The sequence below is a fragment of the Streptomyces sp. NPDC057623 genome (genome assembly GCF_042800355.1).
In the GTDB taxonomy this organism is placed as follows: Bacteria; Actinomycetota; Actinomycetes; order Streptomycetales; family Streptomycetaceae; genus Streptomyces.
Map to the genome: position 1 here is coordinate 222,419 of NZ_JBHVGZ010000004.1, position 14,141 is coordinate 236,559.

The 14,141-nt window shown below is 70.2% G+C and carries 17 protein-coding genes; 3 read left to right on the top strand and 14 right to left on the bottom strand.

Annotated features, from left to right (window positions below; translation table 11 throughout):
- Positions 1-325 precede the first annotated feature (325 nt).
- Complete coding sequence (locus ACFU95_RS06710; RefSeq protein ID WP_383822714.1) at positions 326-874, top strand: DUF1697 domain-containing protein; 549 nt, start codon at positions 326-328, stop codon at positions 872-874.
- Positions 867-1,244: a DUF4440 domain-containing protein gene (locus ACFU95_RS06715; protein WP_383822717.1), complete on the top strand. Its 378-nt coding sequence runs from the start codon at positions 867-869 to the stop codon at positions 1,242-1,244. Before ACFU95_RS06710 ends, ACFU95_RS06715 begins: the two co-directional genes overlap by 8 nt.
- Here ACFU95_RS06715 and ACFU95_RS06720 read toward each other — a convergent pair.
- Entirely contained in the window at positions 1,225-2,088 is an 864-nt protein-coding gene (locus ACFU95_RS06720; RefSeq protein WP_383822720.1) for a transglutaminase-like domain-containing protein, read from the bottom strand. The two genes, ACFU95_RS06715 and ACFU95_RS06720, sit on opposite strands and share 20 nt — an antisense overlap.
- 68 nt (positions 2,089-2,156) lie before the next feature.
- Here ACFU95_RS06720 and ACFU95_RS06725 point away from each other — a divergent pair, with 68 nt between their 5' ends.
- On the top strand, positions 2,157-3,173 hold the full coding sequence (locus ACFU95_RS06725) for a ketopantoate reductase family protein (RefSeq protein ID WP_383822723.1): 1,017 nt from the start codon (positions 2,157-2,159) through the stop codon (positions 3,171-3,173).
- Between the two features lie 192 nt (positions 3,174-3,365).
- Here ACFU95_RS06725 and ACFU95_RS06730 read toward each other — a convergent pair whose 3' ends face one another.
- From ACFU95_RS06730 to ACFU95_RS06790, 13 genes are all read right to left on the bottom strand, one after another.
- Positions 3,366-3,788, bottom strand: coding sequence for a hypothetical protein (locus ACFU95_RS06730; protein ID WP_383822726.1), 423 nt, complete (start codon positions 3,786-3,788; stop codon positions 3,366-3,368).
- A gap of 253 nt (positions 3,789-4,041) precedes the next feature.
- Entirely contained in the window at positions 4,042-4,782 is a 741-nt protein-coding gene (locus ACFU95_RS06735; protein ID WP_383822728.1) for a sirohydrochlorin chelatase, read from the bottom strand.
- A 6-nt stretch (positions 4,783-4,788) separates the two neighbouring features.
- Positions 4,789-5,688 (bottom strand): ABC transporter permease, encoded by a 900-nt coding sequence (locus ACFU95_RS06740; protein ID WP_383822731.1) that lies wholly within the window; start codon positions 5,686-5,688, stop codon positions 4,789-4,791.
- Entirely contained in the window at positions 5,675-6,463 is a 789-nt protein-coding gene (locus ACFU95_RS06745) for an ABC transporter ATP-binding protein (protein ID WP_383822734.1), read from the bottom strand. Before ACFU95_RS06745 ends, ACFU95_RS06740 begins: the two co-directional genes overlap by 14 nt.
- A 58-nt stretch (positions 6,464-6,521) precedes the next feature.
- Entirely contained in the window at positions 6,522-7,622 is a 1,101-nt protein-coding gene (locus ACFU95_RS06750) for an aliphatic sulfonate ABC transporter substrate-binding protein (protein WP_383822736.1), read from the bottom strand.
- 119 nt (positions 7,623-7,741) lie between these two features.
- Positions 7,742-9,076: a sulfate adenylyltransferase subunit 1 gene (locus tag ACFU95_RS06755; RefSeq protein ID WP_383822738.1), complete on the bottom strand. Its 1,335-nt coding sequence runs from the start codon at positions 9,074-9,076 to the stop codon at positions 7,742-7,744.
- A 2-nt stretch (positions 9,077-9,078) separates the two neighbouring features.
- Positions 9,079-10,026, bottom strand: coding sequence for a sulfate adenylyltransferase subunit CysD (gene cysD, locus ACFU95_RS06760; protein WP_062719806.1), 948 nt, complete (start codon positions 10,024-10,026; stop codon positions 9,079-9,081).
- Positions 10,023-10,601, bottom strand: a complete 579-nt coding sequence (cysC, locus tag ACFU95_RS06765; RefSeq protein ID WP_383822741.1) for an adenylyl-sulfate kinase — start codon at positions 10,599-10,601, stop codon at positions 10,023-10,025. The genes cysD and cysC overlap by 4 nt, the downstream gene beginning before the upstream one ends.
- Before the next feature lie 3 nt (positions 10,602-10,604).
- A complete protein-coding gene (locus ACFU95_RS06770) occupies positions 10,605-11,315 on the bottom strand; it encodes a phosphoadenylyl-sulfate reductase (RefSeq protein ID WP_383822744.1) in 711 nt (236 codons plus the stop codon).
- On the bottom strand, positions 11,312-11,491 hold the full coding sequence (locus ACFU95_RS06775; protein WP_383822746.1) for a hypothetical protein: 180 nt from the start codon (positions 11,489-11,491) through the stop codon (positions 11,312-11,314). The genes ACFU95_RS06770 and ACFU95_RS06775 overlap by 4 nt, the downstream gene beginning before the upstream one ends.
- Positions 11,492-11,522: 31 nt before the next feature.
- The gene (locus tag ACFU95_RS06780) at positions 11,523-13,220 is read right to left on the bottom strand and encodes a nitrite/sulfite reductase (protein ID WP_383822748.1); all 1,698 of its coding nucleotides are present in this window, start codon (positions 13,218-13,220) and stop codon (positions 11,523-11,525) included.
- Positions 13,221-13,350: 130 nt separating this feature from the next.
- Positions 13,351-13,434: a putative leader peptide gene (locus ACFU95_RS06785; RefSeq protein ID WP_349817346.1), complete on the bottom strand. Its 84-nt coding sequence runs from the start codon at positions 13,432-13,434 to the stop codon at positions 13,351-13,353.
- Between the two features lie 127 nt (positions 13,435-13,561).
- Positions 13,562-14,134, bottom strand: a complete 573-nt coding sequence (locus tag ACFU95_RS06790) for a GNAT family N-acetyltransferase (protein ID WP_383822751.1) — start codon at positions 14,132-14,134, stop codon at positions 13,562-13,564.
- Positions 14,135-14,141 lie beyond the last annotated feature (7 nt).

Here is a 14,141-nt window from a genome sequence, read left to right on the forward strand (position 1 = left end):
CTTTCGTTTCGAAGGTATGGGCCGGATAAAGCCATCTCGTCGTGCTGCCCGGTGAAGTACGGCGGCCGGAACTCATCCCCTCGGCCACCGGGGCCTCCCCACTGGGGAGGATGAGGGTCCCTTACATCTATCCGGCCGTGTCGGGGCCGAAGATCAGGGGTGTGGACCGGGGCGAGGGCAAAGGATCATGGCGATCGGGTTGTGCTTCAAGCTGACCGGTAAGTAACTTACGGCTCCAGGCCGTCGTGCCCACCCCCACGGGGCACGACGGCCGCACCGGTGACAGGCCGCGCCCGGTGTCAGAGGGTCGCCTTAAGGTGGCCGGATGACGACGACGTATGCGGCGCTGCTACGCGGGATCAACGTGGGCGGCAGCAGAAAAGTCCCGATGGCCGACCTGCGCACCCTGCTGACCGGCCTCGGCCACGAGGGCGTACGCACCTACCTCCAGAGCGGCCAGGCCGTGTTCGTCGCCGACCACGGCGACGAGGAGTCCCTGGCCGCGGAGCTCACGTCGGCGATCGAGAAGCGGTTCGGTTTCGCCGTGGACGTGATCGTGCGCGACCACGCCTATCTCAGGGCTATCGCCGACAACTGCCCGTTCCCGGCTGCCGAGTTGGAGGCGAAGCAGCTGCACGTCACCTACTTCTCCGCCCCGGTCGACGCCGACCGCTTCGCGGAGATCGACCAGGCCGCCCACCTCCCCGAGGAGTTCCGCCTCGGCGACCGCGCGCTGTACCTGTACGCCCCGAACGGCCTGGGACGCTCCAAGCTCGGCGAAATTCTGTCGCGGCCCCGGCTCAACAAGGGTTTGATCGCCACCAGCCGCAACTGGAACACCGTCGTGAAGCTCGTGGAGATGACAGGTGACTGACCCCCGCACCCCGGCCGTGCAAGCCGCCCTCGACGGCGAGCTGCGCCTTCTGGAGCCGGATGTACGGTCGTCGCCGGAACTGCTCGGAGAGCTGTTGCATCCCGGGTTCCGGGAGTTCGGCGCGTCAGGGCGGTACTGGGACCGAACGTCGATCATCGAGTCCCTGGTAGCGGGCGAGGACCCCGGCCCCCGGCCCGTCGTCGTCTCGCGGATGGAGGCCGTCCAGCTCGCGCCCGATGTCGTCCACCTCACCTTCGACACGGAGAACAACGGCCGCCGGGCCCATCGCAGCTCCTTGTGGCGGCGGACCGACAACGGCTGGCAGATGTACTTCCACCAGGGGACGCCGTTCAGCCCTGAGCGAGCGTGACGCCGCGCAGCCCGAAGTGGGGCGACAAGGACAGGATCTCGCGGGGTGGCGCCAGCCGCGGCTCGGCGCGAAGGCGCCGGACGTCGTCGTCGGTGTGCGCGGCGGCCACGGCGTCCAGGAGAGCGAGGTCGGCGGCGCGGAGCGACACGTCGCCGAAGCCCGCCAGGGGCTCCCAGCCGTCCCAGGGCAGTGTCTCGACGCCGCCCCGGCAGGCGAGGTCGAGGACGAGGCTGCCCCGGACGAACCACATCCCGCGCAGGGCCTCGTCGGTCCAGAGCCCGAACGTCCCCGGATCCGCCTCCCCGGCCCGGCACGCCCGCCATGCCTCGCCCGCCACCAGGAACCGGTCGCGCGGCACGTCCAGCGGATCGAAGTCCAGGCGGTCGTACGACGGATGCAGCACCTGCGGGTCCGCCAGCCGCCAACTCCCGTCCGGCAGGCGGTACTCGGTGATCCAGTGGTCCTCGTGGAACCCGTCGACGAAGTAGGTGCCGAAGCCGCCGCGGACCCGGGCCGGCGTACCCGTCGCGCGCAGCAGGGACACGTGCAGCAGGGCGAAGTCCCGGCACGTGCCCACGAACCGGGCCTGCGGCTCCCGTGCCTCGGTCAGCGCGGTGCCCCCGCGCTCGCGCAGGATCCGCAGGATCTCGCTGACGTAGCGCGACTCGGCGTCCTCGTGCAGGCGGGGCATGGGAATGGCGTAGCCCAGGCGCTCCCCTTCTCCCTGATGAATCATCACATCACGTACGACACGGGCGAGTTCGCCCGGATCACGCGGCAGCCGGCTGATGTCCAGGCTCCCCGGATCGCTGTACGGCGTCTGCCTCAGAGAGAAGTCGTCCATGCCGGGGACCCTGAAGCCTGACCCAGGGGCAAGGTCAACCCGGTGGACGGGTGTGCGAGGCTCGTCGTATGCGCTACATCATCATCGGGGCAGGGGCGGTCGGCGGTGTCATCGGCGGACGACTCGCGGGCTCGGGGCACGAGGTCGTTCTGGTCGCGCGGGGCGCGCACGTCGAGGCCCTACGGGATGGCGGGCTGCGGCTCAGGGTGCCGGAGGGCGAGCTGACCCACCGGCTGCCGGCCGTCGACGGGCCGGCCGCGCTCGGGGAGCTCCGCCCCGACGACGTCCTCGTCCTCGCCGTGAAGACGCAGGACAGCGAGGCCGCCCTGCAGACGTGGGCCACAGCCCCGGTCACGGGCGGCGGAACGGCCGCCGAGCGCCTGCCGCTGCTCTGCGCGCAGAACGGCGTCGAGAGCCAGCGCCTCGCCCTGCGGCTGTTCCGCCGGGTGTACGGCGTCTGCGTCTGGCTTCCGTCGACCTTCGTCGAACCCGGCGTCGTCTCCGCGGCCGGCAGCCCCCTCACCGGCATCCTCCACCTCGGCCGCCACCCGCACGGCACCGACGAGACCGCCCGTCTCATCGCCGCCGACCTGGAGAAGTCGCACTTCGAGGCGCCGGTCGTGCCCGACGTGGCGCGCTGGCAGTACGCCAAGCTGCTGGCCAACCTCGGCAACGCCCTGGAGGCGGTGACCGGTCCCGTCGACAGCGAGGAGGCCGCGGCGCTGCTCCGGCGCGTGCGGGCCGAGGGCGCCGCCGTGCTGGACGCCGCCGGGATCGCGTACGCCGGCACCGAGGAACAGCAGGCGGTACGCGGCGACAAGGTCACCCTCGTCCCCCTCGACGGCACCCCGCGCGGCGGCGGCTCCTCCTGGCAGTCCCTCACCCGCGGCACCGGCACCATCGAGGCCGACTACCTCAACGGCGAGATCGCCCTCCTGGGCCGCCTGCACGGCGTGCCGACCCCGCTGAACGACCTCCTCCAGCGCCTGGCCAACACCTTCGCGCGCGAACGACGGGCGGCGGGATCGATGCCGGTGGGGGAGCTGGTGCGACTGGCCGAGGAGGAGACGCGGGCCGCGCACTGACAGTCAGAACCCATCTTTCATGGGCCTCTCCGCTCTCAGTGGTCCGGTATCGGGCTTCGCGGAGCGCTTGCACGCCTTTGCGGTGCGGGTCGGCGGGCGGATTCTGCCGGTACCGAGCGGGCCGGAGTCCCCCTCTTCACGGCCACGGGGCCGTGCTCCGGCCTGGCAGCCCTGAAGCCCCGCGAGAGGCAATCAGGCGTTGTGATCGCCGTCGAGGATGGCGATCGTCCACTCCTTGACGTCGTCAGACGGCGTGATCGTGACGGATTGGGCCTCATCCGTGCCGCTGTAGACCAGACCGCTCGTGGGCACCCCGCACCGGACCTTCTGCCCCCTCTCCGCCGCCTCTGTCGCGACGTACACCGACCCCTTGCCCTCACACTGCGCGAACACCGTGTACGCGGCCGCGGTCGGAGAGAAGGGAGGCAACGTCCGTTCTCCGGTGCCGGAAGCGACAGGCCCCAGCAGGTCCCTCTCCTGGCCCTTGATCTGCTCTTGAATCCAATCCGGAGTGGAGGACGGTGCGGGAGTCCCCGTACTCCTCCCGGACTCAGCCGTCGAACAGGCTGTGACAGACAGCAGAAGCAAGGCAGTTACGGCGATGCGTCGAATCATGTCCGCACCTTTCTGGCGAGCCGGCCAGCCGCACGGCATCGGACTCGCGTCGAACCGTGGAGTCCCCCTGGATCCACGTGGTGCGAGGATCAAAACACGAACATCACCTTCCGGTGCGCGTCGGCCTGGAGGATTGAGCATCTTCAGAGCTTCGCGCGGCCCCGACCCACAACCTCACGCCCCCGCGCTACACGAGCCCCCACCGAAGCCGCACAGGCGCGAACCCCCACCCACCGCAACGGCCGCCGCAGGCTCAGGCCCCGACCGCCGCCAGCAACGGCACCCGCGCCGCCTCGTACCGCTCCACCAACACCCGCGCCACCTCCGGCGCGGCGCCGAGCACGTCCGCCAGGACGTCCGCCCCGGCCGCGCCCCGCGCGATGCGGTCCGGAAGGAAGCCGGGGGCGAGGACGTAAGGGGCGACGGCCACGCGCTCGCAGCCGAGGGCCCGCAGCTCGCGCACCGCGTCCTCGGTGCGGGGAAGGGATGCGGAGGCGAACGCAGGCCGCACGGCGCACCAACCGGTGTGCCGCCACTCCCGCGCGATTTCTGCGATCACTGCGATCGCCTCCGGGTCGGAGGACCCCGCCGAGGCCAGCACGACCCCGGTCGAGGACTTGTCGGCGGGGGTCAGACCCGCCTCGTACAGACGCCGTTCCAGGGCGGCGAGGAGCAGCGGCGACGGGCCCAGCACCTCCGCCTGGCGGATGCGGAGCTGCGGCGGCGCGTCCCGCAGGACCGCCGGGATGTCCGCCTTCGCGTGGAACGCGCGCGTCAGCAGCAGGGGGAGGGCCACCACGTCACGGACGCCCTCCGCGGCCAGCGACTCCAGCACCCCCTGCACCGACGGGATGTTGAACTCCAGGAAGCCGGTCTCCACCCGTACGTCAGGGCGCAGCGAGCGCACCCGGCGGACCAGGGCATGCACGGTCGCGGCATGGCGCGGGTCGCGGCTGCCGTGGGCGATGACGAGAAGAACCGGCTTCTGGAACACGGGACCTCAGCTCCTTGCCAGCAGACCGCGGCTGCGCAGCACCCACCGCTCCAGCGGGCTGAAGATCAGCAGGTCGATGGCGATGCCGACGATGAGGATCAGGAAGATGGCCAGGAACACCTGGGACATGCTGCTGTTGGTGCGGCCCTGCTCCAGCAGCTGACCCAGCCCGATGCCCAGATCGGGCGAGGTGGCGATGATCTCGGCGGCCATCAGCGAGCGCCAGGAGAAGGCCCAGCCCTGCTTCAGGCCCGCCAGATAGCCGGGCAGCGCGGCCGGCATCACGATGTGCCAGGTGCCCTTCAGGCCCGTCGCGCCCAGCGTGCGGCCCGCCCGCAGGAACAGCGGCGGCACCTGGTCGACGCCCGACACGAGGCCGTTGGCGATGGAGGGGACCGCGCCGAGCAGGATCACCGCGTACATCATCGAGTCGTTGAGGCCCAGCCAGATCACGGCGGGCGGCACCCAGGCCACCGACGGCAGCGACTGCAGACCCGACAGGATCGGCCCGATCGCCGCCCGCACGAACCTCACCCGCGCCACCAGCAGGCCCAGCGGCGTACCGATCGCCAGCGCCAGCAGGAAGCCCATCAGACCGCGCGAGACGGACGTCCAGATGTAGTCGAGGAGCGTGCCCTGCAGCCAGGACTGGCGCACCTCGCCCCACACGTCGGACGGCGACGGCAGCTTGTAGTCGGGCGCGACCTCGGCCCACACCAGGACCTGCCAGACCGCCAGCACCAGCGCGACCGCGACCACCGGCGGCAGGACCTTCTGGGTCAGGGTCCGCCGAAACGGCGTACGGCCCGTCTGGACCGTGTCCAAAGCGTCCAGGCCCGCTTCGAGTCCGGCGAGATCGCCGCCGTCCTTGGCGGCGGTCGCGGAGGTCGTCTCAGTGCTGGCCATGGCGGCGGATCTCCCCACGCAGTTCTTCGGTGATCTCCCGGGACAGCTCCGCCACCTCGGCGTCCTCGATGCGGCGCGGCTGCGGGATGCCGACCGTCCACTGGCGGGCGACCCGGCCCGGGCGGGAGGACAGCAGCACGACGCGCTGGGCCAGCCGGACCGCCTCGCGCACGTTGTGCGTCACGAACAGCACCGACAGCCCCGTCTCCCGCCAGATCCGGGTCAGTTCGTCGTGCAGCACGTCCCGCGTGATCGCGTCCAGCGCCGCGAACGGCTCGTCCATCAGCAGCAGCCGGCTGTCCTGGGCGAGCGCCCGGGCCATGGCGACCCGCTGCCGCATCCCGCCGGACAGCTCGTGCACCCGCTTGCCGTACGCGCCCTTCAGCCGGACCAGTTCGAGGAGCTCATCGGCCCGCTCGCGCCGTTCGGTCTTGGGAACGCCCCTGAGCTTCAGGGCGAGCTCGATGTTCTTGCCCGCGGTCAGCCACGGAAACAGGGCGTGCTCCTGGAACATCAGCGCCGGGCGGCCGTCGGTCGTGATGCTGCCCGCGCTGGGCCTGTCCAGCCCGGCCACCAGGTTCAGCAGCGTCGACTTGCCGCAGCCGGACGCTCCGAGGAGGGTGACGAACTCGCCGGGAGCGACATCGAGCGTGATGTCGTCGAGGACGAGCTGCTGCCCGGCCGGGCCGGCGAACGACTTCGAGACATGGTCGATGCGCGCGGCGTGCTCCACGGACGCAGCCGTGTCGGCGGCCTTGGCGAGGGCGGTTGCCATGGTCGTCACCTCCTGGGAACTCGCGGAATCCGGAAAACGGGCTGGCGGAAAACGGGGCTTACTCGACGCCGAGCCCGGCGTCGTCGACCTCGGGTTCGCCCTCGGCCTTGAGCACCTTGTTCAGCGGCGTCAGGTCATAGATGCCGGTCAGGTCGGGCTTCTGCAGCAACCCCGCCTCGACCGCGTGCTCGGCCTCGGTGTTCAGCGTGGCTGCCAGCGGGTCGTCGGTGACGCGGATGGACCGCCATGCCGGGGCGAGCACGTCGGCCGGCAGCGCCTTCCCGGTGTCGGTCTTCAGCTGCGCGTTCGCCGCGGCCTTCGCCTTCTCAGGGTTGGCGTCGATCCACCGGTTGGTCCGCACCGAGGCACGCAGTACGGCCTCGACGGCCTCGGGGTGCTTCTTGAGGAAGTCCTGCCGCACGATGACGTTCGTGATCACGAACTTCTTGTCCGGCCACAGGTCCGCCTCGTCCAGCAGCACCTTGCCGCCCTCCGCGACCAGCTTGGAGGCGGTCGGCTCGGGCACCCACGCGCCGTCGATCGAACCGGACTTGTAGGCGTCCGGCGTGATCTTGTTGTCGGTACGGACCACGGAGACGTCACCCTTGCCGCTCTCCGCGTCGACCTTCCAGCCCTGCTCGGAGATCCAGTTGAGGAACGCCACGTCCTGGGTGTTGCCGAGCTGCGGCGTGGCGATCTTCTTGCCCCTGACGTCCTTCAGGGACTTGATCTTCTCCGGATCGACGACGAGCTTCACTCCACCCGAGGCCGAACCGGAGATGATCCGCAGGTTCGTGCCGTCCGACTTGAGGTAGCCGTTGATGGCGGGGGAGGGGCCGATCCAGCCGATGTCGATGGACTCGGAGTTCAGCGCCTCGATCTCCGAGGGACCGGCGTTGAACGTGGCGTACTGCGCCGTCGTGCCGCCCAGCTCCTTCTGGAACAGTCCCTCGTGCCGGCCGACCAGCGCCGTGGCGTGGGTGAGGTTCCCGAAGTAGCCGATCTTCACCGAGTCCAGGCCGTCGACCTTGGCCGCCCCGGCAACGGCGTGCTCCGTGTTCTCCTTGGCCTGCGAGCCGTAGCCGCAGGCCGCGAGGGCCAGCAGCGGCAGCGCGGCCAGGACGGCGAACGTCCGTCGCAGGGCGGGGGTGGCAGGCACGGGAGGTGTTCCTCTCGGTGGCCCGGCGCTACGCCCGTGTCAGGTCGTGGCCGGGTGGTCGGCAGGTTCGTGCGGGGCGGTGCGCGGACGGTGCGCGCGGGTCGGCGCACACCTCGCGCTCAGAAGTCCCACCCGTCGTCCTCGGCCTCGTCCTTGACCGGCTCCGGCGAGGCGAAGGACTCGCCGACCATGCCCGCGGTGAGCGTGGTGCCGTCGTTCGGGTCGATCAGGATGAACGATCCTGTCCGGCGCGAGTCGGCGTAGGAGTCGACCGGCAGCGGCTCGGCGGTGCGGACCTTGACCCGGCCGATGTCGTTGGCGACGAGCTGTCCGGGGTGCGGGTGCAGGGACAGGTCGTCGAGCGTGAGCCGCGACGGGATGTCCTTGACGATCGCCTTGACCGTGCGGGTGCCGTGCTTGAGCAGCACCCGGTGCCCGACCGTCAGCGGGGCGTCGGCGACATGGCAGACGGTGGCCTCGATGTCCTGGGTGGTCGCGGGCGCGTCCTTGGTGGGCACGATCAGGTCGCCGCGCGAGATGTCGATGTCGTCCTCCAGCAGGAGGGTCACCGACTGGGTGGTCCACGCGATGTCGACCGGCTCGCCCAGCAGGTCGATGCCGGTGATCTTCGACGTACGGCCCGACGGCAGCACGGTCACCGATTCGCCGACCCGGAAGGAACCGGCGGCGATCTGACCGGCGTAGCCCCGGTAGTCGGGGAGTTCGGCGCTCTGCGGCCGGATCACGACCTGCACGGGCAGCCGGGCGTGGCAGTGGCTCAGGTCGTGGGTGACCGGGACCGTCTCCAGGTGCTCCAGGAAGGTCGGCCCGCCGTACCAGTCCATGTTCGCGGACGGGTCCACCACGTTGTCGCCGGCCAGCGCGGAGATCGGGATCGCGGTGATCTCCGGGACGCCCAGTTCGAGCGCGTACGCCGTGAACTCCTCGGCGATCGCGGCGAAGACGGGCTCCTGGTAGTCGACCAGGTCCATCTTGTTCACGGCGAGCACGACGTGCGGCACCCGCAGCAGGGCCGCGATGGCGGCGTGCCGGCGGGTCTGCTCGACGACGCCGTTGCGGGCGTCGACCAGGATCACCGTCAGTTCGGCCGTCGACGCGCCGGTGACCATGTTGCGGGTGTACTGCACATGGCCGGGGGTGTCGGCGAGGATGAACCGGCGCCGGGGCGTGGCGAAGTAGCGGTACGCCACGTCGATGGTGATGCCCTGCTCGCGCTCGGCCCGCAGACCGTCGGTCAGCAGCGCCAGGTCGGGCGCCTCCTGGCCGCGGTTGCGGGAGGCGTGCTCCACGGCCTCCAGCTGGTCGGCGAGGACCGACTTGGAGTCGTGCAGCAGCCGGCCGACCAGGGTGGACTTGCCGTCGTCGACGGAGCCCGCGGTGGCGAACCGCAGCAGGGTGGTGGCCGAGAGCTCCTCGGTCGTGATCGTGCTCATGCTTAGAAGTACCCCTCGCGCTTACGGTCTTCCATCGCGGCCTCGGAGAGCTTGTCGTCGGCGCGGGTGGCGCCGCGCTCGGTGAGCCGGGAGGCGGCGATCTCGGCGATCACCTGCTCCAGGGTCACCGCGTCGGAGTCGACGGCACCGGTGCAGGACATGTCGCCGACGGTCCGGTAGCGGATGAGCCGCTTCTCCACGGTCTCGCCGTCCTTGGGCCCGCCCCACTCGCCCGCGGTCAGCCACATGCCGCTGCGGGCGAACACGTCACGCTCGTGCGCGAAGTAGATCTGCGGGAGCTCGATGCCCTCGCGGGCGATGTACTGCCAGACGTCCAGCTCGGTCCAGTTGGACAGCGGGAACACCCGGACGTGCTCGCCGGGCGCGTGGCGGCCGTTGTACAGGTTCCACAGCTCGGGCCGCTGGCGGCGCGGGTCCCACTGCGAGAACTCGTCCCGCAGCGAGAAGACGCGCTCCTTGGCCCGCGCCTTCTCCTCGTCGCGCCGCCCGCCGCCGAACACCGCGTCGAACTTCTCGCTCTGGATCTTCTCCGTCAGCGGCACCGTCTGCAGCGGGTTGCGCGTACCGTCCGGGCGCTCCTTGAGGACACCCCGGTCGATGTAGTCCTGCACCGAGGCGACGTGCAGCCGCAGGTTGTGCTTCTCGACCGTACGGTCGCGGTACTCGATGACCTCGGGGAAGTTGTGCCCGGTGTCGACGTGCAGCAGCGTGAAGGGCACCGGCGCCGGCGCGAAGGCCTTCAGCGCTAGGTGCAGCATGACGATGGAGTCCTTGCCGCCGGAGAACAGGATCACCGGCCGCTCGAACTCGCCCGCCACCTCACGGAAGATGTGGACGGCCTCGGACTCCAGCGAGTCCAGATGGGAGAGGGCGTACGGGGAGTCCGTACCGTCCTCGCCCCCCTTGACCGTGGCTACGGTCGTCGTCATGCCAGTCCCCTCTCGGTGAGCAGCGCGTGGACCGCGCCCGCGGATTCCTGGACGGTCTGGTTCTGGGACTCGATACGCAGGTCGGGCGACTCGGGCGCCTCGTACGGGTCGTCGACCCCGGTCAGGCCGCTCAGCTCGCCCGCGGCCTGCTTGGCGTAGAGCCCCTTCACATCGCGTACGGAGCACACCTCGACCGGAGTGGCCACGTGCACCTCGACGTAGGGGGCCCCGCTCTCCTGGTGGCGCTTGCGCACCGCGTCGCGGCTGTCGGCGTAGGGTGCGATCACCGGGACGAGGGCCGTCACGCCGTTACGGGCGAGCAGTTCGGCGAGGAAGCCGATGCGCTGCACGTTGGTGTGCCGGTCCTCGCGGCTGAAGCCGAGGCCCGCCGAGATGAACTCGCGGATCTCGTCGCCGTCGAGCACCTCGACGCGGCGGCCCTCCTCGCGGAGCCGGGCGGCCAGTTCGTAGGCGATGGTGGTCTTGCCGGCGCTCGGCAGACCCGTGAGCCAGACGGTGGCTCCGCTCGTCACGTGGTTCTCCCCATTCGCAGGAAACGTAGAAAGCTCAGTCATGGGTCAGCCGTGCAGCCCGCACTCGGTCTTGGCGCTGCCCGCCCAGCGGCCGGCGCGCGCGTCCTCGCCCTGAAGGACCCGGCGGGTGCAGGGGGCGCAGCCGACGGAGGCGTAGCCGTCCATCAGCAGCGGGTTGGTGAGGACACCGTGTTCGGCGACGTAGGCGTCCACGTCGTCCTGGGTCCAGCGGGCGATCGGGGAGATCTTCACCTTCTGGCGCTTGTCGTCCCAGCCGACGACCGGGGTGTTCGCCCGGGTCGGCGACTCGTCGCGGCGCAGTCCGGTCGCCCAGGCCACATAGCCCTTCAGACCCCGCTCCAGCGGCTCGACCTTGCGCAGCTTGCAGCACAGGTCGGGGTCGCGGTCGTGCAGCTTGGGGCCGTACTCGGCGTCCTGCTCGGCGACCGTCTGGCGCGGGGTGAGGGTGATGACGTTGACGTCCATCACGGCCTCGACCGCGTCGCGGGTGCCGATGGTCTCCTCGAAGTGGTAGCCGGTGTCGAGGAACACGACGTCCACGCCGGGCCTCGCGCGGGACGCGAGGTGCGCGACCACCGCGTCCTCCATCGACGAGGTCACGCAGAAGCGCTCTCCGAAGGTGTCGACCGCCCACTGGAGGATCTCCAGCGCGGAGGCGTCCTCCAGATCACGGCCCGCCTGCTCGGCGAGCGCCTTCAGATCGTCTGTCGTGCGCTCTTCCTGAAGCGTCGTCATATCTGTTTTCCCCCTGCGTCGTTGTGCCGAAGGCCCTGGGCGAGCAGCCCGAGGAACTTCAACTGGAATGCGCGGTTGCACGCCGCGCATTCCCACGCGCCGTGACCCTGCTCGCTGGGGCGGAGGTCCTCGTCGCCGCAGTAGGGGCAGTAGAAGGGGGCGGCCCGCTCGCTCATGGCCCCTCCTTTCGCTGTCGTTCGCTGACGCTCACGACAGTGCCTCCTCGGAGGCGCGCGCGGCCCAGGTGGCGAACCGCTCGCCGTCCTCGCGCTCCGCCTGGAAGCGCTTGAGGACCCGCTCGACGTAGTCGGGCAGCTCGTCGGAGGTGACCTTCAGGCCACGCACCTTGCGGCCGAAGCCGGCCTCCAGGCCGAGCGCGCCACCGAGGTGCACCTGGTAGCCCTCGACCTGCTCGCCCTGGTCGTTGAGGACCAGCTGGCCCTTGAGACCGATGTCCGCCACCTGGATACGGGCGCAGGCGTTCGGGCAGCCGTTGAGGTTGATGGTCAGCGGCTCGTCGAAGTCCGGGATGCGGCGCTCGAGTTCGTCGATCAGCTGGGAGCCGCGCGCCTTCGTCTCGACGATGGCGAGCTTGCAGTACTCGATGCCGGTGCAGGCCATGGTGCCGCGCCGGAAGGGGGAGGGCTTGGCCGTCAGGTCCAGTGCCTCCAGGGCCTCGACCAGCGGCTCGACCTGCGCTTCCTCGACGTCGAGGACGATCATCTTCTGCTCGACGGTGGTCCGTACCCGGCCCGAACCGTGGGCCTCGGCCACCTCGGCGATCTTCGTCAGGGTGGCGCCGTCGACCCGGCCGACACGCGGCGCGAAACCGACGTAGTAGCGGCCGTCCTGCTGCCGGTGCACCCCGACGTGGTCGCGCCAGCGCTCGGTGGGCTCGGCGGGCGCGGGACCGTCGACCAGCTTCCGCTTGAGGTACTCGTCCTCGAGGATCTGGCGGAACTTCTCCGGGCCCCAGTCCGCGACCAGGAACTTCAGGCGGGCCCGCGTGCGCAGCCGCCGGTAGCCGTAGTCGCGGAAGATGCCGATCACGCCCGCCCAGGCGTCCGGGACCTCTTCCAGCGGCACCCACGCGCCGAGCCGCACGCCGATCTTCGGGTTGGTGGACAGGCCGCCGCCGACCCACAGGTCGAAGCCGGGGCCGTGCTCGGGGTGGTCGACACCGACGAACGCGACGTCGTTGATCTCGTGGACCACGTCCAGGAGCGGGGAGCCGGAGATCGCCGTCTTGAACTTGCGCGGCAGGTTGGAGAACTCCTTGCTGCCGATGTACCGCTCGTGGATCTCGTCGATCGCCCAGGTGCCGTCGATGATCTCGTCCTCGGCGATGCCGGCGACCGGCGAGCCGATGACGACACGCGGGCAGTCGCCGCAGGCCTCGGTGGTGGACAGCCCGACGGCCTCCAGCCGGTTCCAGATCTCCGGCACGTCCTCGATGCGGATCCAGTGCAGCTGGATGTTCTGCCGGTCGGTGATGTCCGCGCTGCCGCGCGCGAACTCCTGCGAGATCTCGCCGATCACCCGCAGCTGCTGGGTGGTGAGGCGTCCGCCGTCGATCCGCACCCGCAGCATGAAGTACTTGTCGTCCAGCTCCTCCGGCTCCAGGATCGCGGTCTTGCCGCCGTCGATCCCGGGCTTGCGCTGGGTGTACAGGCCCCACCAGCGCATACGACCCCGCAGGTCGTTGGGGTCGATCGAGTCGAAGCCCCGCTTGGAGTAGATCGTCTCAATGCGTGTCCGCACATTGAGACCGTCGTCGTCCTTCTTGAACTGTTCGTTGCCGTTGAGCGGGGTGTGGTGCCCCATCGCCCACTGACCCTCACCGCGGTGACGGCTCACCTTGCGGCGGGGAGTCGCGGCAGCAGGTTTCTGCGGGGTGGCGGCCATGGTTGATACGTCCTTCGGGACAGGCGGGAATGCGGCTCTGACCTGCGCATACGGGCGCATGGGTAGATGTGCGCGTCATTGCGCGGGAGTGAAAGCTGAAAGGAGAGAGATGTCGGGCGCTGCGGGGCTGTCAGCGCACCGGACAGATGGCGCTGGACATGCGGCCGAGGTCGACGTGCCGCCGACTCACCAAGGCAATTCCAGTTCCAGACATGACGGAAGCGTGTCACGGCGATCTGGACACAGTCCAGCTTCGTCCAATATTCGGACACCCTTGTCTCGAAGAGCAAGACAAGGGTGGTGTTGGTCACATGGCCCGTAATGGACCGTTTCTCCCCAGCTCAGCCAGGGTAAGCCCCGGGCCACGGACCGGGCGCGGTCACCACGGCCTCCTCCTCGACCTTGGTGTCGAAGAGCTTGAAGCCGCGACGCAGATAGTTGTCCATGGCGTGCTCCCCGTCCTTGCTGCACGTATGCAGCCAGACCCGCTTCGTCTGCGCCAGCCCCGGCCACCGGTCCGCGAGGTCCCAGGCGCGGGCGGCGCCGTACGAGAGCAGGTGTCCGCCGATGCGGCGTCCGCGGAAGGCGGGAATCAGCCCGAAGTACTCGATCTCCACGACCCCGTCGTCCTGGGCGCCCAGCTCCACGTACCCCGCGGGCGTCCCCTGCTCGTAGGCGACCCACGTCTCGATACCCGGACGCTCCAGGTGCGCCCGCCACTGTGCGTACGTCCAGCCCAGCCGGTCCACCCAGAGGATGTCCCCGCCCACGGACGCGTACAGAAACCGGCTGAACTCGGGGGAGGGAACCTCGGAGCGGACGATCCGGACGTCGCCCTCCGGGCCGGCGGCCCGGAGGAGGTCGGTCGGAGAGGTCTGCTCCAGGGACCAGGTGGTCACGGGGATGTTGGTCATGACGGCC

Excerpts from the sequence above, each read along its gene's own strand:
- ACFU95_RS06710 (WP_383822714.1), top strand. The coding sequence starts at position 326 with ATGACGACGACGTATGCGGCGCTGCTACGCGGGATCAACGTGGGCGGC.
- ACFU95_RS06720 (WP_383822720.1), bottom strand. The coding sequence starts at position 2,088 with ATGGACGACTTCTCTCTGAGGCAGACGCCGTACAGCGATCCGGGGAGC.
- ACFU95_RS06725 (WP_383822723.1), top strand. The coding sequence starts at position 2,157 with ATGCGCTACATCATCATCGGGGCAGGGGCGGTCGGCGGTGTCATCGGC.
- ACFU95_RS06730 (WP_383822726.1), bottom strand. The coding sequence starts at position 3,788 with ATGATTCGACGCATCGCCGTAACTGCCTTGCTTCTGCTGTCTGTCACA.
- ACFU95_RS06740 (WP_383822731.1), bottom strand. The coding sequence starts at position 5,688 with ATGGCCAGCACTGAGACGACCTCCGCGACCGCCGCCAAGGACGGCGGC.
- ACFU95_RS06745 (WP_383822734.1), bottom strand. The coding sequence starts at position 6,463 with ATGGCAACCGCCCTCGCCAAGGCCGCCGACACGGCTGCGTCCGTGGAG.
- ACFU95_RS06755 (WP_383822738.1), bottom strand. The coding sequence starts at position 9,076 with ATGAGCACGATCACGACCGAGGAGCTCTCGGCCACCACCCTGCTGCGG.
- cysD (WP_062719806.1), bottom strand. The coding sequence starts at position 10,026 with ATGACGACGACCGTAGCCACGGTCAAGGGGGGCGAGGACGGTACGGAC.
- cysC (WP_383822741.1), bottom strand. The coding sequence starts at position 10,601 with ATGACTGAGCTTTCTACGTTTCCTGCGAATGGGGAGAACCACGTGACG.
- ACFU95_RS06770 (WP_383822744.1), bottom strand. The coding sequence starts at position 11,315 with ATGACGACGCTTCAGGAAGAGCGCACGACAGACGATCTGAAGGCGCTC.
- ACFU95_RS06775 (WP_383822746.1), bottom strand. The coding sequence starts at position 11,491 with ATGAGCGAGCGGGCCGCCCCCTTCTACTGCCCCTACTGCGGCGACGAG.
- ACFU95_RS06780 (WP_383822748.1), bottom strand. The coding sequence starts at position 13,220 with ATGGCCGCCACCCCGCAGAAACCTGCTGCCGCGACTCCCCGCCGCAAG.
- ACFU95_RS06785 (WP_349817346.1), bottom strand. The coding sequence starts at position 13,434 with ATGTCTGGAACTGGAATTGCCTTGGTGAGTCGGCGGCACGTCGACCTC.
- ACFU95_RS06790 (WP_383822751.1), bottom strand. The coding sequence starts at position 14,134 with ATGACCAACATCCCCGTGACCACCTGGTCCCTGGAGCAGACCTCTCCG.